General features: G+C 61.5%; 25 protein-coding genes and 1 other annotated feature. Of the genes, 20 read left to right on the top strand and 5 right to left on the bottom strand.

The features are described from left to right. Positions 1–137 precede the first annotated feature (137 nt). Both H8S34_RS05090 and H8S34_RS05085 read left to right on the top strand, forming a co-directional pair. Positions 138–1,787: an S-layer homology domain-containing protein gene (locus tag H8S34_RS05090; RefSeq protein WP_186963216.1), complete on the top strand. Its 1,650-nt coding sequence runs from the start codon at positions 138–140 to the stop codon at positions 1,785–1,787. Between the two features lie 46 nt (positions 1,788–1,833). After that, the gene (locus H8S34_RS05085; RefSeq protein ID WP_186963215.1) at positions 1,834–2,697 is read left to right on the top strand and encodes a YitT family protein; all 864 of its coding nucleotides are present in this window, start codon (positions 1,834–1,836) and stop codon (positions 2,695–2,697) included. A 52-nt stretch (positions 2,698–2,749) separates the two neighbouring features. Here H8S34_RS05085 and H8S34_RS05080 read toward each other — a convergent pair whose 3' ends face one another. Beyond that, entirely contained in the window at positions 2,750–3,061 is a 312-nt protein-coding gene (locus H8S34_RS05080) for a magnetosome magnetite crystal formation protein family (RefSeq protein WP_101692602.1), read from the bottom strand. A gap of 213 nt (positions 3,062–3,274) precedes the next feature. On the opposite strand from H8S34_RS05080, the gene H8S34_RS05075 reads away from it, so the two are divergent. From H8S34_RS05075 to H8S34_RS05010, 14 genes are all read left to right on the top strand, one after another. Further along, a complete protein-coding gene (locus H8S34_RS05075) occupies positions 3,275–4,087 on the top strand; it encodes a ParB/RepB/Spo0J family partition protein (RefSeq protein WP_101692601.1) in 813 nt (270 codons plus the stop codon). A gap of 248 nt (positions 4,088–4,335) precedes the next feature. Beyond that, entirely contained in the window at positions 4,336–5,097 is a 762-nt protein-coding gene (locus tag H8S34_RS05070) for a ParA family protein (RefSeq protein WP_186963214.1), read from the top strand. 31 nt (positions 5,098–5,128) lie between these two features. Beyond that, positions 5,129–6,028, top strand: coding sequence for a ParB/RepB/Spo0J family partition protein (locus H8S34_RS05065; RefSeq protein WP_186963213.1), 900 nt, complete (start codon positions 5,129–5,131; stop codon positions 6,026–6,028). A 3-nt stretch (positions 6,029–6,031) separates the two neighbouring features. After that, positions 6,032–6,610 (top strand): hypothetical protein, encoded by a 579-nt coding sequence (locus H8S34_RS05060; RefSeq protein WP_186963212.1) that lies wholly within the window; start codon positions 6,032–6,034, stop codon positions 6,608–6,610. A gap of 47 nt (positions 6,611–6,657) precedes the next feature. Continuing rightward, positions 6,658–7,962: a serine--tRNA ligase gene (gene serS, locus H8S34_RS05055; RefSeq protein ID WP_101692597.1), complete on the top strand. Its 1,305-nt coding sequence runs from the start codon at positions 6,658–6,660 to the stop codon at positions 7,960–7,962. 85 nt (positions 7,963–8,047) lie between these two features. Continuing rightward, positions 8,048–8,443: a large conductance mechanosensitive channel protein MscL gene (mscL, locus tag H8S34_RS05050; RefSeq protein ID WP_101692596.1), complete on the top strand. Its 396-nt coding sequence runs from the start codon at positions 8,048–8,050 to the stop codon at positions 8,441–8,443. Next, positions 8,443–8,769: a DUF6442 family protein gene (locus H8S34_RS05045; RefSeq protein WP_101692595.1), complete on the top strand. Its 327-nt coding sequence runs from the start codon at positions 8,443–8,445 to the stop codon at positions 8,767–8,769. The genes mscL and H8S34_RS05045 overlap by 1 nt, the downstream gene beginning before the upstream one ends. A gap of 4 nt (positions 8,770–8,773) precedes the next feature. After that, a complete protein-coding gene (rsmG, locus tag H8S34_RS05040) occupies positions 8,774–9,490 on the top strand; it encodes a 16S rRNA (guanine(527)-N(7))-methyltransferase RsmG (RefSeq protein ID WP_186963211.1) in 717 nt (238 codons plus the stop codon). 115 nt (positions 9,491–9,605) lie between these two features. Continuing rightward, on the top strand, positions 9,606–10,346 hold the full coding sequence (gene minD, locus H8S34_RS05035; RefSeq protein WP_101692593.1) for a septum site-determining protein MinD: 741 nt from the start codon (positions 9,606–9,608) through the stop codon (positions 10,344–10,346). Between the two features lie 43 nt (positions 10,347–10,389). Continuing rightward, complete coding sequence (locus H8S34_RS05030; RefSeq protein WP_101692592.1) at positions 10,390–10,806, top strand: methylglyoxal synthase; 417 nt, start codon at positions 10,390–10,392, stop codon at positions 10,804–10,806. 92 nt (positions 10,807–10,898) lie between these two features. Then, entirely contained in the window at positions 10,899–11,783 is an 885-nt protein-coding gene (locus H8S34_RS05025) for a hypothetical protein (protein ID WP_186963210.1), read from the top strand. Positions 11,784–12,126: 343 nt separating this feature from the next. Further along, positions 12,127–13,479 (top strand): histidine--tRNA ligase, encoded by a 1,353-nt coding sequence (gene hisS / locus H8S34_RS05020; RefSeq protein ID WP_101692590.1) that lies wholly within the window; start codon positions 12,127–12,129, stop codon positions 13,477–13,479. Between the two features lie 77 nt (positions 13,480–13,556). After that, on the top strand, positions 13,557–15,344 hold the full coding sequence (gene aspS, locus H8S34_RS05015; protein ID WP_186963209.1) for an aspartate--tRNA ligase: 1,788 nt from the start codon (positions 13,557–13,559) through the stop codon (positions 15,342–15,344). 569 nt (positions 15,345–15,913) lie between these two features. After that, positions 15,914–17,410, top strand: coding sequence for a peptidoglycan DD-metalloendopeptidase family protein (locus H8S34_RS05010; RefSeq protein ID WP_101692588.1), 1,497 nt, complete (start codon positions 15,914–15,916; stop codon positions 17,408–17,410). A gap of 49 nt (positions 17,411–17,459) precedes the next feature. On the opposite strand, the gene H8S34_RS05005 is transcribed toward H8S34_RS05010, so the two are convergent. Beyond that, complete coding sequence (locus tag H8S34_RS05005) at positions 17,460–18,332, bottom strand: YihY/virulence factor BrkB family protein (protein ID WP_101692675.1); 873 nt, start codon at positions 18,330–18,332, stop codon at positions 17,460–17,462. 141 nt (positions 18,333–18,473) lie between these two features. Then, positions 18,474–18,737, bottom strand: coding sequence for a 30S ribosomal protein S20 (rpsT, locus tag H8S34_RS05000; RefSeq protein ID WP_101692587.1), 264 nt, complete (start codon positions 18,735–18,737; stop codon positions 18,474–18,476). A gap of 184 nt (positions 18,738–18,921) precedes the next feature. Between rpsT and gpr the strand changes: the two genes are divergently transcribed. The 4 genes from gpr (at position 18,922) to H8S34_RS04980 (ending at position 23,788) form a co-directional block, all read left to right on the top strand. Further along, on the top strand, positions 18,922–19,830 hold the full coding sequence (gpr, locus tag H8S34_RS04995) for a GPR endopeptidase (protein ID WP_186963208.1): 909 nt from the start codon (positions 18,922–18,924) through the stop codon (positions 19,828–19,830). A 77-nt stretch (positions 19,831–19,907) separates the two neighbouring features. Continuing rightward, positions 19,908–20,130 (top strand) — a binding site (T-box leader). Between the two features lie 106 nt (positions 20,131–20,236). Next, on the top strand, positions 20,237–21,658 hold the full coding sequence (locus tag H8S34_RS04990) for a glycine--tRNA ligase (protein WP_101692585.1): 1,422 nt from the start codon (positions 20,237–20,239) through the stop codon (positions 21,656–21,658). A gap of 167 nt (positions 21,659–21,825) precedes the next feature. Continuing rightward, on the top strand, positions 21,826–23,103 hold the full coding sequence (locus H8S34_RS04985; RefSeq protein ID WP_186963207.1) for a hypothetical protein: 1,278 nt from the start codon (positions 21,826–21,828) through the stop codon (positions 23,101–23,103). Positions 23,104–23,134: 31 nt separating this feature from the next. Next, positions 23,135–23,788: a pentapeptide repeat-containing protein gene (locus H8S34_RS04980; protein WP_186963206.1), complete on the top strand. Its 654-nt coding sequence runs from the start codon at positions 23,135–23,137 to the stop codon at positions 23,786–23,788. A 55-nt stretch (positions 23,789–23,843) separates the two neighbouring features. Here H8S34_RS04980 and H8S34_RS04975 read toward each other — a convergent pair whose 3' ends face one another. Next, positions 23,844–24,911, bottom strand: coding sequence for a DUF4179 domain-containing protein (locus H8S34_RS04975; RefSeq protein WP_186963205.1), 1,068 nt, complete (start codon positions 24,909–24,911; stop codon positions 23,844–23,846). Then, positions 24,908–25,384 carry an RNA polymerase sigma factor gene (locus H8S34_RS04970; protein ID WP_101692581.1) on the bottom strand — a complete coding sequence of 159 codons (477 nt, stop codon included), beginning with the start codon at positions 25,382–25,384 and terminating at the stop codon, positions 24,908–24,910. The genes H8S34_RS04975 and H8S34_RS04970 overlap by 4 nt, the downstream gene beginning before the upstream one ends. Positions 25,385–25,589 lie beyond the last annotated feature (205 nt).

Raw genomic sequence — 25,589 nt, 5'->3', positions numbered from 1 at the left:
CCCTTCCGTCCGGGTATCCATTGCGTTTACTTCCTTCGCCTGCTACAATGAAAGCGGCATCTGTCCGGGTTCTCCTCCCGGACAGGAGTCTCACCCGATCGAGTTATCCATCCGCTGATTCATAAGGAGGTTTTTTCATGCGACGCAGACTTCTCTCCCTGGCGCTTTCCGCCGGATTGATGCTCTCTCTGTCCGCCCCCGCTCTGGCTTACAGCGATACCGCCGGCCACTGGGCCGAGTCAGTCATCCAGCGGGCCACCAATTACGGCCTGATGGTGGGCTATGAGGACGGCCGCTTCGGCGTGGCCGACAACCTGAACCGTGCTTCCTTTGTGACCATTCTCTGTCAGATGTTCTCCTGGGAGGCGGTCCGGCCCGATCACGCCAGCTTCATCGACTGTCCCTCCTCCCACTGGGCCTACGGCTATGTGGAGGCGGCCCGGGCCCACGGCGTCATGGACGCAGGCGGGAGCTTCCGTCCCGACGACTACATCAGCCGGGAGGAAATGGCCGTCATGCTGGTCAAGGCCCTGGGTTATGACACGCTGGCAAAGAGTGCCGCGGCCGACCTGCCCTTCTCCGACGTGACCGAGAACCAGGGCTATATCTCCCTGGCCTACCACATCGGCATGGTCTCGGGTATCGAGGAGGACGGCAAGCTTCTCTTCAAGCCCACCAGCTCGGCCACACGGGCCGAGGCCGCCACCATGCTGGTGCAGGTCTATGAGCGCTATACCTCCACCATTGAGTGGCTCCATGGGTTCTATGCCCTCTCCTCGTACAGCCAGATCGACCTGACCCGGCAGATGGACGCCGTCTCGGTGGGCTGGGCCCGGATGGAGTACGATCCCCAGCGGGGAGCGGTCCTCAACACCACCAGCGCGGGGGGGAACGACTGGAAGATCCCCGCTCAGAGCGAGGCGGCCACCGGCTATTTTGAGAGCAATGGCATCCCCTATAATCTGTGTGTCTTTGGAAGCGCTTCCGACTCCATCACCCTCCCGGACGGCACCACCACTTCCACTGTGGCGGCCGTGACCGCCTCTTCTGCCAGCCGGGCCCAGGCCGTGGCCGCGCTGGCCGCCGCCGCGTCCGACTATGCGGGCATCACCATCGACTTTGAGGGGCTCAAGGACAAGGACGGCCTGAAGGAGCACTTTGCCTCCTTTATGTCCGAACTGCGTGCCGCCCTTCCGGCGGACAAGCGTCTCTACGTGTGCGTCCAGCCCGGGCCCTATAACAATGGCTTTGACTTCAAATCCCTGGGGGAGAGCTGTGACAAGGTCATCCTCATGGCCCACGACTACCGCCCGCCGGTCTCCAGCCTGAAGGTGGGCTCCATCCCCTCGGAGAGCTTTGCCCTCACCCCCTTCTCCAAGATCTATGCCGCCCTGGCGGAGATCACCGACCCCCTCACCGGCGTGCAGGACAAGAGCAAGCTGGCCCTGGCCTTCTCCATGGATACCACCGGCTTCCGGATCGACGAGAACGGGCGTGTGCTGGAGAACAAGTATTACCGTCCCACCATGGAGACCCTCTCCCAGCGCCTGGCCCAGAGCGACACCACTGTTACTTACAGCCAGACCGCCCGCAATCCCTACGCCATCTACACCGACGAGAGCGGGGCGCGCTATCAGGTCTGGTTCGAGGATGCCCAGAGCATTGCGGACAAGATCGATCTGGCCCAGATGTTCGGCATCACCGGCTTCTCCTTCTGGCGCCTGGGGAACATCCCCACCTATAGCAACTACAACCTGTGGACCGCCGTCCAGGCCGAACGTCCATAGCCCATCACTGGATCGGAGAGATCCATCAACAGGAGGATGACCTGACATGAAGGCATCATGGAACGCACGGCTCCGGGACGTTTTCCTCATGACACTGGGGATTGTTCTGGTCTCCATCGGCGTGTATTTCTTCAAATTTCCCAACAACTTCTCCATGGGCGGCGTATCCGGCCTGGCCGTGATTTTGGCCCCTCTCTCGCCCTGGCCCTGGCTGAGCGCCTCGGCCATCAACGGCGTGATCAATATTCTCTTCCTCTTCCTGGGCTTTGCCATGCTCAACCGTGGGTTCGGCCTGCGCACGGTCTACTGCTCCATCCTCTACTCCCTGGTCATCCAGGCCTTTGAGTGGATCTGTCCCCTGGACGCCCCCCTCACCCACGAGAAGATGCTGGAGCTCTTCTTTGCCGTCATCTTCCCTGCCCTGGGCTCGGCCATCCTCTTCAACATCAACGCCTCCTCCGGCGGCACCGACATCGTGGCCATGATTCTGAAAAAGTACACCGGCCTGGATGTAGGCAAGGCCCTGCTTCTGTCCGACGTGGTCATTGCCGCCTCCACCTTCCTGATCTTCGATGTGGAGACCGGTCTCTTCTCCATGCTGGGCCTGGTGCTCAAATCGGTGCTGGTGGACAGCGTCATCGAATCCCTCAACCGCCGGAAAAACTTCTTTATCATCACCTCCGACCCCCGTATGGCCTGCGACTACATCACCCTCCGCCTCCACCGGGGCGCCACGGTGTGGGAGGGCGAGGGCGCCTATACCCACGAAAAACACTGGGTGGTCCTCACCGCGCTCTCCCGGGGACAGGCGGTGGCCCTGCGCCGCTACCTCAAGGAGAACGATCCCCAGGCCTTCTTCATCATTGCCAATTCCAGCGAGATCTTCGGCAAAGGCTTCCTGCGGGCCTGAGTACAAAAAACTGCGGCCGGATACCAAATGGTATCCGGCCGCAGTTTTTCTCTTATCGCAGAAGCTGGATGCCTCCCACGATGGGCAGGGGCTTCTCCACATCCTGAGCCGCGTTGATGATGCCCACAATGGTCAACACCAACAGCACCAGATAGAGGATCTGTACCACGATCAGCAGCAGCCAGCCCAGCACCGGGATGACCGCTAAAATCTGCGAGACCACCGAGAGCACCAGACTGCACACACACAGGGTCAGCGCCTGGTTCAGGTGAAAGCGGCAGGCCGCCCGGTCCCCCAGCAAAAGCGCAATAATCAGTCCAATCAGCGTCAAATATGCCACAACATTGGTTGCTTTCCGACTCATAGCCGTTGGCTCCTTTCCTCTCTTTCCACCGGGGCATGCCGCCCCGGGCCCGCGTGATTTGGGTTCTTTCAGTATAGCACAGCCCTCCGGCCGGCTTCAAGGGCGACCGAAGCTTTAGGAAATATTTCCCACTCGACCCCCTTCCCCTCCCTTTGCGCGATTGTATGGTAAAATATGGTTATCAAATCTGTTGTGACAAGGAGGGAAGCTCCCATGCTTTTATCTCGAAAAAAGGGACTCTTTGAGAGTACCCGCGTCCTCTTTCTCCCCGCCGACGCCATTGCGCCCAACCCGAACCAGCCCCGCAAGGCCTTTGCCCAGGACGGCTTGGAGGAACTGGCCGCCAGCATCCGGTTATATGGCATCCTTCAGCCCCTTTCGGTGCGCAAGGTGGAGAGCGGCTATGAACTGGTCTCCGGGGAGCGCCGGCTCCGCGCCTCTCAGATGGCGGGCCTCACCCAGGTCCCCTGTATTCTGGTCAATGTGGATGATGAGGCCTCCTCTCTGCTGGCCCTCATTGAAAATCTCCAGCGGCGGGATCTGGATTTTGTGGAAGAGGCGGCCGCTCTGGCCAAGCTGATCCGCACCTTCCATCTCTCCCAGGAGGAGGCCGCCCAGAAGATTGGAAAATCCCAGTCTGCGGTGGCCAACAAGCTCCGGCTCCTCCGCCTCCCTCCCGATGTGCTGGCCCTGCTGCGGGAGAAGCACTACTCCGAGCGGCACGCCCGCGCCCTCCTCCGTCTGCCCACCGCCGAGGAGCAGCGCTCCGCCGCCCACTATGTGGTGGAGCACTCCCTGACCGTGGCCCGCACTGAGGAGTACATTGACTCTCTCCTGGCTCCTCCTCCGGCCGCTCCCCGGCGCAAGCCGGTCTTTATCCTCAAGGATGTCCGGCTCTTTCTCAATTCCATTACCAAGGGACTGAGCATGATGCAGAGCGCAGGGGTGGATGCCAACTGTGACCGGGAGGATACTGAGGACTCCATCCTGCTCACCATTCGCATCCCAAAGCGCGGTCGAAGCTGATGTTTCACGTGAAACCATCTTCCCCTTCTTTTTTCCCTCTCTCCGTATGTTTCACGTGAAACATACGGAGTTGTTTTTTTATTTTTGCATTTTCGGTTGCGCTCCATCCAGGATGGCATTATAATAAGGTCTGCTGAATCTATGTTCCGGTGGTTTTTGCTTTTATCCCACTCAGGGCTGTATTATGGAAACCACTTGACAAAATTCAACTTACTTATTCTACCGTGCAGGTAAAAGGCAGGTGCATTATGGCAAAAACCATCGCAATCGTCAACCAGAAAGGCGGCGTCGGCAAAACTACCACCTGCGTCAATCTGGCCGCCGCCCTGAAGGCCTTGGGCTCCCGGGTACTGGTGTGCGATTTTGATCCCCAGGCCAACACCACGTCCGGCTTTGGGGTGGACAAGGTGACCGCCTCTCCCAACATCTATGATGTGTTGGTCAACGACGCGGATATCACCAAGGCCATCGTTCACACCGACTATGCCGACGTGCTGCCCACCAACAAGGCGCTCACCGGCGCCACGGTGGAGATGATCGCCATGGACCGGCGGGAATACCGGCTCAAGGACGCGCTCTCCAAAGTGGCGGGAGACTATGACTACATCTTCATTGACTGTCCTCCCTCTCTGGAGCTGCTCACCCTCAACGCCCTGTGTGCGGCCGACAGCATCCTGGTGCCGGTCCAGTGCGAATACTATGCCCTGGAGGGACTGTCCGATCTCCTCTCCACCGTGCGGATCGTCAAGCGGGCCCTCAACCCGGACATCAGCATGGAGGGCGTGGTCCTCACCATGTACGACGGGCGCACCAACCTCTCGCTCCAGGTGGCCGAGGAGGTCAAGCGCCATTTCCCCGGGCAGGTCTATGCCACCGTCATCCCCCGCAATGTACGGCTCTCCGAGGCCCCCAGCCACGGGCTTCCCGTGTCGGCCTACGACAGCTTTTCCCGGGGTGCGGAGGCCTATGCCGCCCTGGCCCAGGAGGTCCTGGACCAGAACCGCACCTGAAGCTCACATCACTTAGGAAAGGACTGAGTATATGGCATCCTCAAAGGACCGCGGACTGGGCAAGGGCCTGGGCGCCCTGCTGGGCGACAACGCCCTTCAGCCCCAGGAGGGCGGTTCCCTCTCCCTCCCCATCTCCGAGGTACAGCCGGGCCTCAAGCAGCCCCGCAAGCGCTTTGACGATGAGACGCTGGCCGATCTGGCCGACTCCATCCGCACCCACGGCATCATCCAGCCCCTCACCGTCCGCCGCCTCTCCTCCGGCTATTATCAGATCATCGCCGGGGAGCGCCGCTGGCGGGCCGCCAAGCTGGCGGGTCTCCATGAGGTCCCCGCCGTCATCATTGAGGCCGACGACCGCACCGTGATGGAGCTGGGCCTCATCGAAAACCTCCAGCGGGAGGACCTGAATCCCATCGAAGAAGCGGCCGGCTATCAGACCCTCATCGACGAGTACGGCCTCACCCAGGAGGAGGTCTCCAAGCGGGTGGGCAAGTCCCGCTCGGCCGTGACCAACGCCCTGCGTCTCCTCTCCCTGCCCGACGCGGTACACCTTCTGTTGGAGGAGGGGCGTCTCTCGGCAGGCCACGCCCGGGCCATCCTCTCCTGCCCCGTGAAGGAGCTCCAGAAGAAGCTGGCTCAGAAGGTGGTCAATGACGGACTCTCCGTCCGCCAGACCGAGGCGCTGGCCAAGCGGCTGGCCAAGTCGGAGGAGGCCCTGGATGAGCCCCCCGCCACACCGGCTGCCGCCGACTTCTCCCTCTACCTGCGGGACGCGGAAAAGGATCTCTCCAGCCGCTTCGGCCGGAAGGTGCATATTATAAATGGCAAGAAGAAGGGTAAAATCGAATTGGAGTATTACAATACCGATGACCTGAATCTTCTCCTGGAGGTGCTGGAGCAGCTCCCCCCCTCCGGAAAGGAGGTCGAATAAGCCGTGCACGATGACAACCACGAGCAGCCTCTTCAGCATGAGGCGGAGCACGCCAAGCCGGGTAAGAAGAACGCGGTGCTCCTCTATCTGGTGATCCTCTTTGCCGCGGCCTTCCTCCTGTTGCTCCTCTCCTATTTTATGCAGCAGCGCACCAATCAGGAGCGCTATAACGACCTGCAGCAGACCTCCAATTCCACCGTGCAGACCCTGGATAACATGCTTCAGGAGAATGGGGATCTGAAAAACCGGGTGACCGAGCTGGAGGAGGCCAACGAGGCTCTCCACGAACAGCTCCAGGACAGCCGGGTGGAGCTGGCGGAGGAAAAGGAGTCCTCTCAGCAGGCCCTCACCGCCATGGACTGGTTCTGGCGCATCCAGCGGCAGTACTCCCGGGGCTACTACACGAAGGCCCGGGAACTCATCGCCGCCTTTGAGGCTACCGGCCTTCCCCAGTATCTCCCCACCGAGAACCTGACCGGCCAGGAGGGTCTCTCCCCTGCCGAGCAGTACCGGGATATCCTGGACCTGCTGGATGTGGAGACGACCTCCGCGCCCTCCCCTTCCCCCTCTGCCCAGCCCTGAGCGGCAGAGCTTCCCCCGCGCGATTTTGAATGACGAGGTGTAACACAATGTTGGATATTCGTTTTGTCCGGGAAAACCCCGAACTGGTCAAGGAAAATATCAAGAAGAAGTTCCAGGAGGAGAAGCTCCCCCTGGTGGACAAGGTGCTGGAGCTGGACGCTGAGAACCGCGCCACCATCCAGGAGGCCCAGGACCTGCGCACCGCCCGCAACTCCAAGTCCAAGCAGGTGGGCGTGCTGATGGGCCAGTCCAAGAAGGACCCCTCCAAGCTGGCCGAGGCCGAGGCCCTCAAGGCTGAGGTCAAGGCGGACGCCGACCGTCTGGCCTATCTGGAGGGTCGCGAGACCGAGCTGGCCGAGGAGATCCGCAAGATCATGCTGGTCATCCCCCAGATCATCGATCCCTCCGTGCCCATCGGTCCCGACGACTCCGCCAATGTGGAGGTGGAGCGCTTCGGCGAGCCCGTGGTGCCCGACTACCCCATCCCCTACCACACCGAGATCATGGAGTCCTTTGACGGCATCGACATGGACGCCGCCGGCCGCGTGTCCGGCTCCGGCTTCTACTACCTGCTGGGCGACATCGCCCGCCTCCACGAGGCCGTGCTGGCCTATGGCCGTGACTTTATGATCGACAAGGGCTTCACCTACTGCATCCCCCCCTTCATGATCCACGGCAACGTGGTGGAGGGCGTCATGTCCTTCGCCGACATGGAGTCCATGATGTACAAGATCGAGGGCGAGGACCTCTACCTCATCGGCACCAGCGAGCACTCTATGATCGGCCGCTTCATCGACCAGATCATCCCCGCTGAGAAGATGCCCCAGACCCTCACCTCCTACTCCCCCTGCTTCCGGAAGGAGAAGGGCTCTCACGGCATCGAGGAGCGCGGCGTCTACCGCATCCACCAGTTCGAAAAGCAGGAGATGATCGTGGTCTGTAAGCCCGAGGAGTCCATGGACTGGTACGAGAAGATGTGGCGCTACTCCGTGGAGCTCTTCCGCAACTTCGACATTCCCGTGCGCCAGCTGGAGTGCTGCTCCGGCGACCTGGCCGATCTGAAGGTCAAGTCCTGCGACATCGAAGCCTGGAGCCCCCGTCAGCAGAAGTACTTCGAGGTCTGCTCCTGCTCCAACCTGGGCGACGCCCAGGCCCGCCGCCTGAAGATCCGCTACCGGGACGACGAGGGCAAGGTCTGCCTGGCCCACACCCTCAACAATACCTGCGTGGCTCCTCCCCGCATGCTCATCGCCCTGCTGGAGAACAACCTCCAGGCCGACGGCAGCGTGAAGATCCCCAAGGTCCTCCAGCCCTACATGGGCGGCAAGGAAGTCCTGCTGCCCAAGAAATAAGAGCGCACATCCAAACACAAGACCCGGGGCGGCGGAATTCCGCCGCCCCTTCCCTTCTTTTTTATTTACGATCGTGAGGTTTATCATGTCAGTCAATCAAAAGGCCACCGGCTTTCTGGCCGAGTTCCGCAAGTTCATTGCCCGGGGCAATGTCATGGACCTGGCGGTGGGCGTCATCATCGGCGGCGCCTTCAAGTCCATTGCCGACTCCCTGTCCAACGACCTGCTCATGCCGCTGCTGGGTCTGCTGACCCCCAGCGGACTCTCCCTCTCCGGCTGGACCATCGGTCCGGTGGCCGTGGGACATTTTCTGGACACGGTGCTCAGCTTTCTTATCACCGCCTTTGCGCTGTTCTGCCTGATCAAGGCCCTGAATGTGTTCCACCGGAAAAAGGAGGAGGCCCCTGCCGCTCCTCCCGCTCCCTCCAAAGAGGAAATCCTGCTCACCGAGATCCGTGATCTGCTGAAGGAGAGATCGTAATGCCGGACGACAAGATCCCCGGGGAGAACAAGCCCACCTATACCCCCGCCTCCCCCATCAAGCGTGCCCTGGCCTGGATGGGCATTGTCTATATGGTCATCCTGGTCCTTCTCACCACCTATAATCTGGCCACGGGGGAGCCGCTCCACGGTATCCCCGGCATCCTGCTCTTCCCCGCCTGCGGCGGACTCTCCGCCATCTCTTTTCTGAAATACCGCGCCGAGAAGCGTCTGCCCATGCTCCTCCTGGCCGTGCTGGCCGCCGTGGCCTGCCTGGTCAATCTGGTGCTGGGTGTGACCGCTCTCCTGGGCGCACTGGGAGGTTGAGCCCATGAAAGAACAAATTCAAGCGGGGCTGTCCGCCCTGGGTCTTCTGGACCGGGTGCCCGCCCAGGCTCCGGAACAGCTGGCCGAATACGGCCGTCTCCTGCTGGAAAAGAATCAGGTCATGAACCTGACCGCCATCACCGACCCCGACCAGGTGGTCAAGCTCCACATGCTGGACTGTGCCGCCCTCCTCACCTGCGCCGACTTTGCGGACAAGCGCCTCGTCGATGTGGGCACCGGAGCCGGTTTTCCCGGCATGGTGCTCAAGATCCTGGTCCCCTCTCTGGATGTGGTGCTGCTGGACAGCCTGAATAAGCGACTGGACTGGCTGGGAGAGGTGGCCCAGACCCTGGGGCTCTCCGGCATCCAGACCCTCCACGCCCGAGCCGAGGAGCAGGCCCTCCAGCCCGGCTGGCGGGACAGCTTTGACCTGGTGACCTCCCGGGCGGTGGCGTCCCTGGAGCTGCTCAGCGAGCTGTGCCTTCCCTATGTGAAGGTGGGCGGACAGTTCCTGGCCATGAAGGCCGTGGACTGTGAAGAAGAGCTCTCCCGCGCCGCGGCGGGGATTGCCAAGCTGGGCGGGACCCTGCGCCCCAGCCAGGACTATACCATCCCCGGCACGGAAGTCACCCACCGTCTGGTGCGTGTGGACAAGACTTCCCCCACCCCGAAGGGGTATCCCAGAAGATGGGCTAAAATACAGAAATCACCAATAAGATAAAGAAATTCTAAAAAATGGTTTCATTTTTTCTGATTTGCACAAATTCAGAGGGAAAGACCATTGTATTTTCCGCCATTTTATGATACATTAGACTGGCGAAAAGGGAGGCAACCCCATGTCAACTGCAATCGCGATCACCTCCGGCAAGGGTGGGACGGGCAAGACCTCACTCACCGGCGGCGTGGCCTCCTGCCTGGCCGCCCTGGGACACAAGGTTTTGTGCATCGATATGGACATCGGACTGCGCAATCTGGACCTTTCCCTGGGGATGAGCGACCGCGCCCTGATGGACTTTACCGACGTGGTATCCGGCCGCACGACGCTGGAAAAGGCAGCGGTGGCCCACCCAGTCATCCAGGGCCTCTATCTTCTCACCGCGCCGCTGACCCAGCCCCGGGATGTGATCACTGAGGAAAAACTGCGCGCCTTCCTGGCGCAGGCCAAGGCTTCCTACGACTATGTGCTGATGGACGCCCCCGCCGGTCTGGGCGGCGGGTTCCGTATGTCGGTCTGCGGCGCGGACCGGGCGCTGGTGGTCTCCACCACCGACGCCTCCGCCCTGCGGGACGCCCAGCGCACCGTTGGAGAGCTGAGCCGTTCCATCCGTTCCCTGCATCTGGTGGTCAACCGGGTGCAGCCCAAGCTGCTCCGGCAGCTGCGCACGACCATTGACGACGCCATGGACGCCGCCGGTCTGCCCCTTTTGGGCGTCGTGCCCGAGGACCCTCAGGTTATGCTGGCCGCCAACCGGGGCCAGCCCCTCATCCTGATGGCCCGCTACGGCGCCGCCCGGGCCTATCTCAACATTGCCCGCCGCCTGACCGGCGAGCGCGTCCCGCTGATGCGGATCCGGTAAGCCGGTCCGCCCCTGTATTTCTCAACACGAGAGGAGTCCTGTTATGAATATCGCCCTGATGAGCCATGACCGCAAGAAAGAGCTGATGGTGCAGTTCTGCATCGCTTACTGCGGCATCCTGTCCAAGCACACCCTGTGCGCCACCAACACCACCGGACGGCTGGTGGCCGAGGCCACGGGTCTGCCGGTCAATCTCTTCCTGTCCCACACCCACGGCGGCAGCCAGCAGATCGGCGCCCGCATCGCCTACAATGAGATCGACATGGTGCTCTTCTTCTCCGATCCCCAGTCCACTGATCTGGAGGCCGATCTCAACTATATCACCCGCCTGTGCGACCAGTACAACATCCCCTTCGCCACCAATGTGGCCACGGCCGAGATGCTGATCCACGGTCTGGAGCGGGGCGATCTGGACTGGAGAGATATCATCAACCCCAAGACCAAACCTTTTACCGCCTAAGTGCAACCGGGCCGTATCTCGCGGCCCGGTTTTCCACATTATGCGCTCTTTTTGTGGAAAACATTTCGCTTTTTCAGAGAGGAGGCACCCCTATGGACCCCAAAAAGCGATACCGTCTCTCCGTCCTGGGCGTGGGGATTGGATTTCTGGCCCTGGGCTGGATGAACCTCTCCCTCCACAGCGAGGTGGAAAACCTCTCCCGCCGGGTCAGTGACTATCAGGAGAATGTGACCCACTGGAACCAGGAATTCAGCCGCTCTCTCTCCAACCAGGAGACCACCATCCGGGACGCCCTGGCGTCCGAGGCCAGCCTCTTTACCGGCGTGGAGACCGTGCTGGACGACCAGGACGGCGGCCTGGTCCTGACGGTCTCTCTCATTCCCAAGGAGTTTTCCCCCGGAGATACCGCCCTCCTCGCCTTGGACACCGGGGAGAGCATCCCTCTGACCTACCAGGAGAACGGGCGGCTCACCGGCGCCCTCCCCTGCTCTCTGCGGCGGGAGCTCAAGCCGTCGGTGACCCTCCTGCGGGGGGAGACACGCTATTCCGAGGCACTCCCCACCCTTTCCAGTGATACGCTCTACCTCAGCGGGGATTGCAGCATGGGGCCGGAGGACACCGCCCTTCCCACCCGGATGGACCTGAACCTCTCCCCCGCTGACTCCACCCTCACCCTCTCCACCCTGGAGGTGGAGGTCCGCGCTGTCCATCCCACGGACGAAACTCTGCCCGGTGAGCTGCTGGCCTCCTTCCCCGCGTCCAAGCAGTCCGACGGGAGCTGGCAGGCTGATCTGAGCTCCTTTTCCGGGGACGGGCAGGAGGAGCCTCTCCTCTACTGGATCGCCGGGCGCAGCGACGGCGGTCTGGAGCTGCGCAGCTCCTACTCCGCCAGTGAGGTGGTCTTCTCTTCGGACAACAGCTTCTCCTATGCCTACGGTTCCTTTAATCTTGTCCCGGTTTTTCCGGAGGATAGTTGACTTTTTCCCCGGTTTGGGATACTATTGAGGGGCATGACCGCTATGACGGGGCAAGTACCGCGGACACCGCCGGACAGAGAGGCGCGCCTTTGGGCTGCAAGCGCGCCACGGCAAGGAACACGGGAGACGGCCTTACCAGCGGGCCCGGAGACGGGCGCGGTCCCCTTCCCGCACCAGTGAAGGCCAGAGGGCGGAGGTTTCTCTCTCCGCTGAACATGGGTGGCACCACGGAAGCAGACGCTTTCGTCCCATAGGAGATGGGACGAAAGCGTTTTTTTATCCTCCCGCTCCCAATACGGATATCCCGTCACATCCACTATCCTTCTATAAAGGAGAAATCACTATGGCTCAAATCAAACCCCGCACCCTTTCCGGTTTTATGGAGCTGCTGCCCGCCCGGCAGGTCCAGTTTGACCGGATGGTGGAGACCCTGCGCAAGACCTATTCCCTCTACGGCTTCACCCCCCTGGACACTCCCGCCATCGAGGCCAGCGAGGTCCTGCTGGCCAAGGGCGGCGGCGAGACCGAGAAGCAGATCTACCGCTTCACCAAGGGAGACAGCGACCTCTCCCTGCGCTTTGACCTCACCGTCCCCCTGGCCAAGTATGTGGCCCTCCACACCGGTGACCTGACCTTCCCCTTCCGCCGCTTCCAGATCGGCAAGGTCTACCGGGGCGAGCGGGCCCAGCGGGGCCGCTTCCGGGAGTTCTATCAGGCCGACATCGACGTCATCGGCGACGGCTCCCTGGACATCATCAACGAGGCGGAGATCCCCTCCATCATCTACAAGACCTTTACCGCCCTGGGCCTCAAGCGCTTCCAGATCCGGGTGAACAACCGCAAGGTCCTGAACGGCCTCTTTGAGATCCTGGGCCTGAAGGAGCAAGCTGGGGACGTGATGCGCACTATCGACAAGCTGGAGAAGATCGGCCCCGAGAAGGTCAAGGAGCTGCTGGTGAACGAGTTCTCCGTCCCCGCCGCCACCGCCGATCAGCTGCTGGAGCTCCTCTCCACCGCCGATCCCATGGCCGCCCTCAACGCCCTCAAGGGGCAGAACGAGCTCTTTGACCGGGGCGTGGAGGAGCTCTCCACCGTGGTGAATTATATGTCTGCCTTCGGCGTCCCCGCGGAAAACTATCAGGTGGACCTGACCATCGCCCGCGGTCTGGACTACTACACCGGCACCGTCTACGAGACCGCCATGCTGGATCACCCGGAGATCGGCTCCATCTGCTCCGGCGGCCGGTATGATAACCTGGCGGAATATTACACCAACAAACAACTCCCCGGCGTGGGCATCTCCATCGGCCTGACCCGGCTCTTCTTCGTGCTGGAGGACCAGAAGTACCTGAACGACGACCTGCTCACTGCCCCCGCCGACGTGCTGGTGCTGCCCATGACGCAGGACCTCTCCCCCGCCATTGCCCTGGCCACCCAGCTGCGGGAGGCGGGCATCCGCACCCAGCTCTACACCGAGAACAAGAAGTTCAAGCAGAAGATCGGCTACGCCGACAAGCTGGGCATCCCCTATGTCATCTTCCTGGGCGAAGATGAGGTGAAAGAGGGCAAGGCCGCCGTCAAGGACATGGCCACCGGTGAGCAGCTCACCCAGAGCGTGGAGGAGGCCATCGACCGCATCCGTGCGGGTCTGGCCCAGCGGGCTGAGGGCACCCCCATCCGGGATCCCCACAACTGATGTTTGGGGCCTATCCCCCAAATTTTTAAGCCAGTTAGTTATATTTCTTTTCTATATTACGATTTGGAGTTGATTTTATGACACAGAACCGCACGCATACCTGCGGCGAGCTCCGCATGGAGCATGTGGGCCAGACCGTTACCCTGGCCGGTTTCCTGGAGAATGTCCGTGAGGTGGGCCAGAACTTCGCCTTCCTGGTCCTGCGGGATTTCTACGGCACCACCCAGGTGGTCATCGAGACCGAGGACATGATGAACGTGGTCAAGCCCCTCAACAAGGAGTCCACCATCCGGGTCACCGGCGTGGTGCGGGAGCGTGATTCCAAGAACCCCAAGCTCCCCACCGGCGACATCGAGGTGGTCCCCACCGAGATCAAGGTGCTGGGCCGCTGCCGCCACAACGAGCTCCCCTTCCAGATCAACCGCAGCCGGGAGGCCGATGAGACCGCCCGCCTGAAGTACCGCTACCTGGACCTGCGCAACCCCGCCGTGAAGCAGAACATCATCCTGCGCTCCAACGTGGTGGCCGCCCTCCGCGCCTCCATGATCGACCACGGCTTCATGGAGATCACCACCCCCATCCTCACCGCCTCTTCCCCCGAGGGTGCGCGGGACTATCTGGTGCCCAGTAGAAAACATCCCGGCAAGTTCTACGCCCTCCCCCAGGCTCCTCAGCAGTTCAAGCAGCTGCTGATGGCCTCCGGCTTCGATAAGTATTTCCAGATCGCCCCCTGCTTCCGGGATGAGGACGCCCGCGGCGACCGCTCCCCCGGCGAGTTCTACCAGCTGGATATGGAGATGGCCTTCGCCGATCAGGAGGACGTGTTCGCCGTGCTGGAGGACGTGCTTCCCCCCATCTTTGCCAAGTACGGCACCTACAACGTGGCCTCCTCCGCTCCCTTCCAGCGCATCCCCTACCTGGAGGCCATGGAGAAGTACGGCACCGACAAGCCCGACCTGCGCATTGACCTGACCGTGCAGGATGCCACCGAGGTCCTGTCCGGCTGCGGCTTCGGTCCCTTTGAGGGCAACACCGTCAAGGCCGTGCCCGTCACCAACTTCACCGCCACCCGCAAACAGATCGACAAGCTCTGCGCCGACGTGGAGGTCCAGTCCGGTCAGAAGGCCTACTGGTTCCGCCTGGACGAGAAGGGCGAGATCGTGGGCGGCATCGCCAAGTTTGTCCAGCCCATCAAGGACGCCGTCATTGCCGCGCTGAACCTTCAGCCCAACACCTTCGTGGGCCTGACCGCCGGCAAGAAGCTCACCGCCCAGAAGACCGCCGGTGTCCTGCTCAAGCAGGTGGCCGCCCTGGCCCCCGAGCACTTCGACAAGGAGCGCTATGAGTTCTGCTGGATCGTGGACTTCCCCATGTACGAGATGGGCGAGGAGTCCGGCGAGCTGGAGTTCTGCCACAACCCCTTCTCCATGCCCAACGGCGGACTGGAGATCCTGAAGCAGGCCGCCGCCGGTGAGGTGGACCCCCTCACCATCACCGCCTTCCAGTACGACCTGGTGTGCAACGGCGTGGAACTCTCCTCCGGCGCCGTGCGGAACCACGATCCTGAGATCATGATCGAGGCCTTCCAGCTGGTCCGTCTGGGCGAGGACGACGTGAAGGCCAAGTTCCCCGCCATGTATAACGCCTTTACCTACGGCGCGCCCCCCCATGCGGGCATCGCCCCCGGCGTGGACCGCATGGTCATGCTGCTGGCCGGTGAGGACTCCATCCGGGAGATTATCCCCTTCCCCATGAACAAGAACGCCCAGGACCTGATGATGGGCGCCCCCTCTTTCGTAGAGCCCAAGCAGCTGGATGAGCTGAACATCGTCTGCACCAAGAAGGAAGAAGAGACCGCTGAATAAAACAATACCGGCGCCTGCGGATTACTCCGCGGGCGCCGGTGTTTTGTATGGGCCAACTCTCGGGACGCGCCTTCCCGGCGAGGGTACCGCTTTCTTTTCCGCAAGAAAGCGCTGGGAAAGAACGAGCCGAGGGCTTCCGCAAATGCCAGACCAAACCCTTTCCGCAGGGGTAAAAACCACCCCGGAAGGGGGTACACGCCTCGCGGACGCTGGTCTGCCGTCACCGCCGGGGGTGCACTGAGGGGGAGGTCCGGAGGGGGAAGCGCCCTCGTTCCCCCTCCGGCGTTTTCTTTCCCTCCTCTTTCTTTTCGAAAAGAAAGAGGAGTTCCCGCCGAGCAGGCGCGCTCCCCCGCCGGGCAGGCGCGCCGCCTCATTTTGCATATCTCTGAACAAAATTTTTTAGATTCCAGACAAACTCCCCCATCTTGTGACCTGATTCGCACAAAAACACAAGAATAAGGGGTTGACGGGAAGGACAAAACAGTGTAAACTACTCTTTGTAACCAATTTGTAATCTTTTGATACCAGTTTGTGTCCTGCACAACGACGATAAAAGGGAGGTCCTTCCCATGGACGAGTTATTACAGCAGCCCCGCGCCCCGCGGCGCGAGGGCTTTTCTGCGGCCGATGCGGCCGCCCTTCCCCGCCGCCTGCGGGATTCCGCCTTTGCGCGGGCAGAGCGTTTCCTGCAGGAGAACTCCGCCGCGGTGCGCCGGGTAGATCAGGCCCTGGCCTGGATGCGCTCCTTCAACCCGCTGATCTTCCTGGCTGCCGCCACTCTGATGGGCGTGGCCGGCGTGCTCGCCACCGTCTATGTTCCCAGCTATCAGGTGCTGGTGGACGGTCAGGCCATCGGCGTGGTCGCCACCAAGAGCGACTTTGAGGGCGCGGTGGATCGGGTGGAGGCCCGGGCCACTGAGATCCTGGGTCATACATATGTGATGGACGGCGAGGTGGAGTATCGCTTCGCTCTCTCCGAGCGGGACAGCATCCCCCCCGCCACTACCCTGGAGCCCTATCTGCTGGACCGGATCGGTGACGTGATGAAGAGCTACGTCCTCTCGGTCAACGGCCAGGTGGTGGGCGCGGCCGAGGATCAGTCCACTCTTACCGCCCTTCTGGATTCCATCCAGGCTACCTATGAGGACGAGAATACCATCTCCTCCAAGTTTGTGGATCAGGTCAACATCACCCGGGAGTACATCTCCGCCGATGTGGAGCAGGATGTGGCCGACATCCAGTCCACCCTCACCTCCAACACCAACGGCGAGACCACCTATGAGGTGCAGGCCGGAGATACCTTTATGGCGCTGGCCTTTGATAACGGCATGACCATGAAGGAGCTGGAGGCCCTCAACCCCGGCATTGATGTCAACAAGCTCATGATCGGTCAGGTCCTCAACATCAAGGAGGAGATCCCCTTCCTCTCGGTGGAGACCGTGGACGCGGTGACCTATACCGAGTCCATTGCCGCCCCCGTGCGCGAGGTGGAGGACAGCTCCATGTATGAGGGGGACACCAAGGTCCTCTCCGCCGGTTCGACCGGCACCCAGCAGGTCTCCGCCAACGTCACCTATATCAACGGCAAGGAGACCGCCCGGGAGGTCACCAACACCACCGTTCTCACCCAGCCCACCGAGAAGGTCGTGGCGGTGGGCACCAAGGAGCGTCCCTCCTGGCTGCCCAAGGGCTATTTTATCTGGCCCACTTACGGCAACGTCACTTCCGGCTACGGCTACCGCTCCATCTTTGGTTCTTACAGCTTCCACCGGGGCATTGACATCGCTGTCCCCTACGGCACCTCCATTGCCGCCGCCGACGGCGGAACGGTCATCTACTCCGGCTGGCAGGGCACTTACGGCAAATTGGTCATCATCGACCACGGCGACGGCCGTCAGTCCTACTACGGCCACAACTCCAGCCTTCTGGTCAATGTGGGCGACAAGGTCTATCAGGGTCAGACCATCGCCAAGGCCGGCTCTACCGGACGCTCCACCGGCAATCACTGCCACTTCGAGGTCCATGTGAACGGCAGCTTGGTCAACCCCTATAACTATCTTCCCTGATGAAGCAAACAGCGCCCCCGCTCCGATCGGAGCGGGGGCGCTGCCTATTTTAACGTCCGTTCTCCTCTCGCTTGAGGCGCTGGAGGTAACGCTTTTTTTTATGGGTATACCACACGCAGTTGACCACATTGCCCAGGATCAGGATGTTTCCGCACAGGTAGAGCCACACCAGCAGAATGATCACCGAGGCCAGGGACCCGTAGACCAGGGAGTAGCGGGAGGACATGCCGATAAACCAGGAAAAGAGCGCCGATGCTCCCACCAGTGCCACCGCCGCCAAAAAGGCCCCCCGCAGCACCGGCGGGCGGGGTTTCCCGATGGGGGCGGACATCCGGTAGACCAGGGAGATAAATACCATCACCAGACAGAAGAGCAGCAGAAACCGCAGCCACTGCCAGGTCCAGGGCAGGCACAATTCCTCCAGACGCAGCAGCTGGGCGATGAGCTGGAAAAGCCACTCCCCGGTGAGGACCACTACGATGGAGAGGTAGATGGTAATGAGCATCAGCACGGAAAAGACCACGCTGGCCACGATCTGCCGGATCCCCTGGTAGCTGCGCCGGTCATAGATGTCATCCATAATGTTCATCAGGGACCGGAAGGCGGCCGAGGCGGCAAACAGGGTGGTCATGATCCCCGCCACCAGCAGGCCCCTGGACTGATTGATGCTGATATAGGCGAGATAGTCGGCCAGGATACTCAGGCTCTCCCGGGGCAGCAGTTCGTCCGCCGCCTGGAGCACCGCCCCGATATCCAGATGGAGCAGGCCGATAAAGGCGTTGACACAGATCAGAATGGGAAAAAAGGTCAGGATCAGAAAATAGGCCAGCTCAGCCGCAGACCGGGAAATCCGCTTGCTGAAGTAAATGTCCACGATCTCATGCAGAAAGCGCACCAGCGGCCAGTTGAGTACTTGCTTCACACACATACCCCCTTTTCGTCCGCACCACTCCACCTATCTTTCCCCGCTCTTGGGCGGGATAGAACGTATTGCGCCCTGTTCGACGGAATTTGACAAAAAAACCGCCTGCAATGCAGACGGTTTTTTCAGACCACAAATCAATTAGGCCAGCTTGTTCAGCTTGATGGTCATAGCGCTCTTCTTGCGGGCGCCGTTGTTCTTATGCAGCAGACCATGCAGCACGGCCTTGTCGACGGCCTTGACAGCCACCTTGTAAGCGCTATCGGCCTCGCTGCGGTTGCCTTCGGCCACCGCGGCCTCAAACTTCTTGATGTCGGTCTTCAGCGCGGACTTAGCGGTCTTGTTCTGCATGGCCTTGGTCTTGTTCACCAGGACACGCTTCTTGGCAGACTTGATATTCGGCAAACCAAACACCTCCTCCGATGACGATTCGCACAGTTCACCCGTGCAGATTTATATTTTAGCAGGCAATTGGGAAAAATGCAACTAGTAAATTGAATTTTTTTCGGAAAATTTTAGGTCGTAGTCCCCTTTCCGGTTTTATTGGGAACGGAATAGGGATAAAACACCAGATATAGGGGGAAGGCATATGTTACAGCGACGGACCGACCTGGCCGTGGAGGCCCACGACCTCTGGAAAGAGAGCGCCGCCCGGGAGACTGCGCTTCCGGGCGTGAGGGCCCGGGACGACACCCGGGAGGGCTACCCGGTCACCCGGGTGGAGATCCTGGACCATCAAGGGGCCCGGGCCCTGGGCAAGCCCGAGGGGCAATATGTGACTCTGGAGCTCTCCGGCCTGGAGCGGCGGGAGCCGGAGGCCCTTCCCCGGGCGGTGCGGGCCATCGCGGCGGAACTGACTGCCCTGCTGGGCTCCCTGCCCGCTCAAGTGCCGGTGCTGGTGGTGGGACTGGGCAACCGGGCCATCACCCCCGATGCCATCGGCCCCAAAACGGTGGAGCACACCCTGGTCACCCGCCATCTGGTCTCGGGCGCGCCGGAGCACTTTGCCGCCTTCCGCCCGGTGGCCGCCCTGGCGGCCGGCGTGCTGGGCACTACCGGCGTGGAGAGCGGTGAGCTGGCCCGGGCGGTGGCCGAGCGCATCCGCCCCTCCTGCATCATCGCGGTGGACGCACTCGCCTCCCGGAGCCTGAAGCGGGTGTGCCGGACCGTTCAGCTTTCCGACACCGGTATCTCCCCCGGTTCCGGGGTGGGCAATCACCGGCACGCCCTGGACCGCTCCACGCTGGGGGTGCCTGTACTGGCGGTGGGCGTGCCCACCGTGGTGGATGCCGCCACCCTGGCCGCCGACGTGCTCTCCGAGGCTGGGGGCGCCGATCTGGATCCGGAGACCCTTATGGGCGCCGGGGATGGGCTCATCGTCACCCCCAAGGACATCGACGCCCAGATGGCCGATCTCTCCAAGGTGCTGGGATATGCCATCACCCTGGCCCTCCAGCCCCATCTCACCCTGGAGGATGCCGAGCTCTTGCTCAGTTAATCCCCATTTCTCCAAAAACAGCCCCGTTTTCCGGCTTGACGGCCTGAAAAAAAGGTGGTAGAATGTCCCCAACATCGAGCAAGGCATTGACCGGGAAGAGTACGCATGGTCCCGGCCCAAGAGAGAAGCCGTCTGGTGCGAGGCTTCCGAAGGGCTGTGCGGAAGGCACCCGCGAGCCGCGGCCCCAACGGGAAAATTCCCCAGTAGGCGCCGCCGGTCCCCCGCCGTTATTGGGTTTGAGTGCGGAGCGGTTTGCCGCTTCGAATTCAGGTGGAAACACGGACTTTGTTCGCCCTGAGCCGAAATCGGCTCAGGGCGTTTTTTCATCCGCCGCTTCCCTTCAAACCGTGCCGTCGGGGTCCCCCTTTCTTTCCCTAAAAACAACAAGCGAAGGAGTTTGATCTGTATGAAGAACACCGAAAAGACCATGGAAAAAATCGTCGCCCTGTGTAAGGGCCGCGGCTTTGTCTTTGCCGGCAGTGAGATCTACGGCGGCCTGGCCAACACCTGGGACTACGGCCCTCTGGGCGTAGAGCTCAAGAACAACGTGAAGAAGGCCTGGTGGAAAAAGTTTGTCCAGGAAAACCACTACAACGTGGGCCTGGATGCCGCCATCCTGATGAATCCCCAGGTGTGGGTGGCCTCCGGCCATGTGGGCGGCTTCTCCGATCCTCTGATGGACTGTAAGGAGTGCAAGGAGCGCTTCCGCGCCGACAAGGTCATCGAGGACTGGTGCGCCGAGCACGACTTCACCCTGCCCAAGCCGGTGGACGCCCTCTCCCAGGCCGAGATGAAGGCCTTTGTGGATGAGCACCAGATCCCCTGCCCCTCCTGCGGCAAGCATAACTGGACCGACATCCGCCAGTTCAACCTGATGTTCAAGACCTTCCAGGGCGTCACCGAGGATGCCAAGAACACCGTCTATCTCCGTCCCGAGACCGCCCAGGGCATCTTTGTCAACTTCCAGAACGTCCAGCGCACCACCCGTAAGAAGCTGCCCTTCGGCGTGTGCCAGGTGGGCAAGTCCTTCCGCAACGAGATCACCCCGGGCAACTTCACCTTCCGCACCCGTGAGTTCGAGCAGATGGAGCTGGAGTTCTTCTGCCAGCCCGGCACCGAGCTGGAGTGGTTCAACTACTGGAAGCAGTTCTGCCACCAGTGGCTGCTGGACCTGGGCATGAAGGACGAGAACCTGCGCCTGCGCGACCATGACCCGGAGGAGCTCTCCCACTACTCCAACGCCACCACCGACTTCGAGTTCGTCTTCCCCTTCGGCTGGGGCGAGCTGTGGGGCGTGGCCAGCCGCACCAACTTCGACCTGACCCAGCATCAGAACACCTCCGGCAAGGATATGACCTACTTCGACCAGGAGAAGAACGAGCACTATATCCCCTACGTCATCGAGCCCTCCCTGGGCGCCGATCGCGTGACCCTGGCCTTCCTCATCGACGCCTACGACGAAGAGGTGGTGGACGCCGCGAAGAACGATGTGCGCACCGTCCTGCGCCTCCATCCCGCTCTGGCCCCCTTCAAGTGCGCGGTGCTCCCCCTGTCCAAGAAGCTGGGCGACAAGGCCATGGAGATCCGCGACATGCTGGCCAAGGACTTTATGGTGGACTACGACGAGGCCGGCTCCATCGGCAAGCGCTACCGCCGTCAGGACGAGATCGGCACTCCCTTCTGTGTCACCGTGGACTTCCAGACCGTGGGCACCGACACCGAGGAGGCTGACCACTGCGTCACCGTCCGCGACCGCGACACCATGGAGCAGGTGCGTATGCCCATCTCCGAGCTGAAGGCCTATCTGGCTGAGAAGATGGCGTTTTAAGAAGCTTTGAGCGGCCCCCCGCAGAGATCTGCGGGGGGCTTATTTTGCTTTTGAAATCCGGCCACCTATTCGTCGGGCGCACTTTTGTTACCCTTTTGTTCTGGTTCTCTCCTCCAATCCATGATATGATGCACCTGTAAGGATCCATCTCAGGAAAGGAGGCTCTTATGAAACGACTGCTCTCTTGCGCTCTGCTTGTGCCGGTTCTGCTCCTGCCGGCCCAGGCCAACTCGGCTCCCACCCGCTGGGAGGGCTCTCCCGGCTCAGAGGTGCTCTCCGTGGAGGAGAACTGTCCCATTTCGGTCACCCATGAGGATCTCGCCTTTCAGATCGACCAGGGGGACTCCTACTCACTGGAGGCCCAGGTCACCGCCCGCTATCAGATGGAGAATCCCACGGAGGAGGGCCGGGCAGTCCAGATGGCCTTTTCCCTGGAGGAGTCCGTGTGGGATTTTGACCCCGCCAGCGTGTCCATCACCGCCGACGGACGCGCCCTCCCCTTTCAGCTGATCTGGGACGGCGTATCCCCCGACTATCAGCCTCAGACCTTTGACCCGGACCAGACCGGTACGCTTTGCACCTTTATCCTCACGCCCACCCAGGACGGAAGCGACAACACCCTCACTCTCCCTGCCTCCGGCGGGCGTATGTGGGTGACCTATGACGGCATCCACTCCTATTCCGGGGAGGAGGACGGCTCCGTGACCCTGGGTACCAGTGAGAAGGCCACTGTCCTGGTCTTCGGTCTGAATGGAGCGCCGGACTATACCGTCTCGGGCAATTATACCGTGACCACGGAGGAGCTGCCCTTCCGCACCGTTTTTCAGTCCTATCTGGAGGAACGGTATGGGACCCGCTTTGCCGGGCATATGGATTCCATCCAGGCCCTCAAATACCGCCAGCTGGAGGAGTTGTGGGAATCCTGGGAAAACAATCCCATCCTTCTGGCTGAATGGATCGAAAATTCCGATCCCTCCGCCCTGCCCCTTCAGTTCCTCTACACGGTAGACTTTCCTCCGGAGAGCACCGTGGAGGTGGCCGTGACCTACACCACCCGGAGCGACGGCGTGCGGAAGGGTACCGCCGACTGGCAGCACACCTTTACCTATCTTCTCTCGCCCGCCCGGCACTGGGCGGACTTCGGTACCCTGGATCTCACAGTGGACGCCGGGGAAAGCGGCTATCCCTATGTCATCCACTCCTCCCTTCCTCTGGAGGAGCAGCCAGACGGCTCCTACACCGCCCATACCCAGGGTCTGCCCGAAGAGGACCTCTCCTTTACCCTCTACTCCGCGCCCCAGCTCTCCCTCTCCGACCGGGTAACCTCCTCCCTGGGGATCACCACCTATACCCTGGCCTTCTTCCGTCTCCTCCTGGTACCCCTGGTCCTCCTGCTTGCCCTAATCGTCTTTCTGGTCTGGCGGCGGCGCAGACGCCGCAAATAATTTACCCCATACCTTCTTCGGAGGTCGTCCCATGAAACTCTTGTCCCCATCCCTCCCGCAAAACCTCTCTCCCGCCCCTGATTTCTCCATACAGGCTGCCCACAGCGTGGAAACGCAGGAGCCCCTCTCCGGTCTTCTGGTGGAGCACGCCCTTCTCACCGGGGCCGACCTCTCCGGTCTGACCCTGGAGGGGGTGCGCTTTCAGGGCTGCCGGTTTCTGGAGTGCGACTGTTCCCACTGGGAGATGACTGACGTGGTCTTTCAGGACTGCGACCTCTCGGGCAGCACCTTTGCCGACGGGATCTGGTGCCGGGTGGCACTGGAGGACTGCCGGGCCCTGGGGACCGCCTTCCAGCAGTGCGGGCTCCAGCATGTGTCCTTCCGGGGCTGCAAGCTCTCCTATGCCAACTTTACCGCCCAGCGGGTGAAGGGGGGACTGTGGAGCGGCTGTGACCTCTCTCAGGCCTCCATGGCCTCCTGTGTGTGGAAGGGTGTGGCATACTCGGAATGCAACCTCACCGGGGTGCGCTTCTTTCACACCCCGCTGGCGGGGGTGGATCTCACCACCTGCCGCCTGGAGGGGCTGATCCTCTCGGACGCCGGAGAGGAGCTCCGGGGCGTCATCGTGGACCGCTGGCAGGCCGGAGAGCTGGCCCGGCGGCTGGGCATTGTCATCCGGGAATAAAGAACGTCCCCCGGGCAGACGGAAAACGGTCTGTCCGGGGGACATTTTTTCGGGGTCATTCTCCCTGCGCGAGGGGGAAGGTCAGATCGGCCACCGTGATGCTCTCGATCTCCTCCAGCGAAAGGACGGAGGAGAAAATATCGCTCTTCTGGCACACCGTCTTACCTCCCTGGGGGGAGATGCTCCCGCCGCTGGAGGTGAGGTCTATGGTGGTGCCGTCCCGCTTGGTCAGTACCACGGGGAGGGACTCCAGATAGCGCAGGGACTCCTCCCGGTCGTGGGCGCTCTGTTGGCCATTCCCTCCGGCGTTGTCCCACTGTACCTCCTGCTGCACGGTGTAGCTCACCTGGAAGGAGAGCGGAGAGAGGACCACCGAGTCCAGCGTGGCCTCCATCCCATTGAGCAGGAAGGACTGTCCAGCCGGAAGACTCACCGAGGTATCCTCAAACTGGAAGGCAAAGCGCATCTTCCACTTTCCCTGGGCCACCGGGGTACTCTTGGTATAGTCATTGTCGGTATAGACCGACAGGTTCCGGAAGGAGGCCCGGGCCGTTCCCGGTGTCAGCGGGGTATCCCCGGTGCGCAGGTCCACATACTGCACCGCATTGTCCTCCGGGTCGGCGTCAAAGAAGTAGGAGGCGCCGTGGCTTCCGCCCTGCTGTCCCACGTCCACATCGGCGCTTTCAAACCGGAGAGGGAGATAGCCGAAGTCATTGGGGGTCAAATCCTCGGCCAGAGGCTTCCCGTCCTCCCGGGCAATGGTATAGACGATGGCGTAGCTGTACCGGTCGCCCACAATGGCGTCGGCCGTGATGACCACGCCGTCCGCCATGTCGCTGGCGCCCACGGGACGGCCGATCCGGTCGATGATCTCCGTCTGTGCGGGAGCGCCGCCGAAGACCTCGGAAAAGGCCTCGCCCGCGCTTTTGAGCACGCCGGTGGCCGCGGCTCCCACCCCAACAGTCAGCACCAGCGCGGCAGCCACGCCCACCGCGGCCATCCGCCGAAGCGGGCGCACCCGATGTACCGGTGCCTGGGACGCCTTCAGGAGACGCTCTGTCATGGCCTCTTTTTCCTCGGGGGTAAAATGCAGTTCATCCATGGACTGATGATAGGTTTTCATGCCAAACCCTCCTGTTCCAGCAGTGTGCGCAGCCGGGAGCGGCCCCGGCTGAGCTGGGTGGATACGGTCGCCGGGTGTTCCCCCAGCATCTGTGCGATCTCCTTGGCGGTATAGCCCTCGTAGTAATAGAGATAAATGACGGCCCGGTATTTGGGCGGAAGGAGCTCCACCGCCGCCAAAAGGCTTCCCTCCTCGGCCTGGGGACAGGCCATCCCGTCGGCCTCCTGGAGATCGGCCCTGGTCCTGTGCCAGTGACTCTTCAGCATATCCTTACAGGCATTTGCCGCCGTGCGGATGATCCATGCCTTCTCATGCTCCGGCGAGTCAAAGGCCCGTGGCTTCTCTAGCAGCTTGAGAAAGACCGTCTGACAGATGTCTTTCGCGTCCTCCCGGCTCTTGAGATAGGTATAGCTCAGCCGCAAGACCAGATCGGAATAGGTCTCCACCAGCCGCTCCGCCTCCTGGCGGCTCAACGTCGGTCTCGTATGCCTCACATCCTTTTCTTCCGTTTCAAAAGCGCTTTCACCTGGAATACGATTCAGGACCGGGAAATCTTTCACGAGGGGGAATCTTTTCTTTTGCTGCCACGCGGGCCGCCTGTTCGGCGGAAACCCCTCTTTCTTTTCGAAAAGAAAGAGGGGAGAAAGAAAACGCCGGAGGGGGAACAGGGATGATTCC

Origin of the sequence: Pseudoflavonifractor hominis (genome assembly GCF_014288125.1) — a bacterium.
GTDB lineage: Bacteria > Bacillota > Clostridia > Oscillospirales > Oscillospiraceae > Pseudoflavonifractor_A > Pseudoflavonifractor_A gallinarum.
This window is presented reverse-complemented; position numbering and strand designations above follow the sequence as displayed.

Bases quoted from the DNA above. Each gene is read 5' to 3' on its own strand.
- H8S34_RS05090 (WP_186963216.1), top strand. From the start codon at position 138: ATGCGACGCAGACTTCTCTCCCTGGCGCTTTCCGCCGGATTGATGCTC.
- H8S34_RS05085 (WP_186963215.1), top strand. From the start codon at position 1,834: ATGAAGGCATCATGGAACGCACGGCTCCGGGACGTTTTCCTCATGACA.
- H8S34_RS05080 (WP_101692602.1), bottom strand. From the start codon at position 3,061: ATGAGTCGGAAAGCAACCAATGTTGTGGCATATTTGACGCTGATTGGA.
- H8S34_RS05075 (WP_101692601.1), top strand. From the start codon at position 3,275: ATGCTTTTATCTCGAAAAAAGGGACTCTTTGAGAGTACCCGCGTCCTC.
- H8S34_RS05070 (WP_186963214.1), top strand. From the start codon at position 4,336: ATGGCAAAAACCATCGCAATCGTCAACCAGAAAGGCGGCGTCGGCAAA.
- H8S34_RS05065 (WP_186963213.1), top strand. From the start codon at position 5,129: ATGGCATCCTCAAAGGACCGCGGACTGGGCAAGGGCCTGGGCGCCCTG.
- serS (WP_101692597.1), top strand. From the start codon at position 6,658: ATGTTGGATATTCGTTTTGTCCGGGAAAACCCCGAACTGGTCAAGGAA.
- mscL (WP_101692596.1), top strand. From the start codon at position 8,048: ATGTCAGTCAATCAAAAGGCCACCGGCTTTCTGGCCGAGTTCCGCAAG.
- H8S34_RS05045 (WP_101692595.1), top strand. From the start codon at position 8,443: ATGCCGGACGACAAGATCCCCGGGGAGAACAAGCCCACCTATACCCCC.
- rsmG (WP_186963211.1), top strand. From the start codon at position 8,774: ATGAAAGAACAAATTCAAGCGGGGCTGTCCGCCCTGGGTCTTCTGGAC.
- minD (WP_101692593.1), top strand. From the start codon at position 9,606: ATGTCAACTGCAATCGCGATCACCTCCGGCAAGGGTGGGACGGGCAAG.
- H8S34_RS05030 (WP_101692592.1), top strand. From the start codon at position 10,390: ATGAATATCGCCCTGATGAGCCATGACCGCAAGAAAGAGCTGATGGTG.
- H8S34_RS05025 (WP_186963210.1), top strand. From the start codon at position 10,899: ATGGACCCCAAAAAGCGATACCGTCTCTCCGTCCTGGGCGTGGGGATT.
- hisS (WP_101692590.1), top strand. From the start codon at position 12,127: ATGGCTCAAATCAAACCCCGCACCCTTTCCGGTTTTATGGAGCTGCTG.
- aspS (WP_186963209.1), top strand. From the start codon at position 13,557: ATGACACAGAACCGCACGCATACCTGCGGCGAGCTCCGCATGGAGCAT.
- H8S34_RS05010 (WP_101692588.1), top strand. From the start codon at position 15,914: ATGGACGAGTTATTACAGCAGCCCCGCGCCCCGCGGCGCGAGGGCTTT.
- gpr (WP_186963208.1), top strand. From the start codon at position 18,922: ATGTTACAGCGACGGACCGACCTGGCCGTGGAGGCCCACGACCTCTGG.
- H8S34_RS04990 (WP_101692585.1), top strand. From the start codon at position 20,237: ATGAAGAACACCGAAAAGACCATGGAAAAAATCGTCGCCCTGTGTAAG.
- H8S34_RS04985 (WP_186963207.1), top strand. From the start codon at position 21,826: ATGAAACGACTGCTCTCTTGCGCTCTGCTTGTGCCGGTTCTGCTCCTG.
- H8S34_RS04980 (WP_186963206.1), top strand. From the start codon at position 23,135: ATGAAACTCTTGTCCCCATCCCTCCCGCAAAACCTCTCTCCCGCCCCT.
- H8S34_RS04975 (WP_186963205.1), bottom strand. From the start codon at position 24,911: ATGAAAACCTATCATCAGTCCATGGATGAACTGCATTTTACCCCCGAG.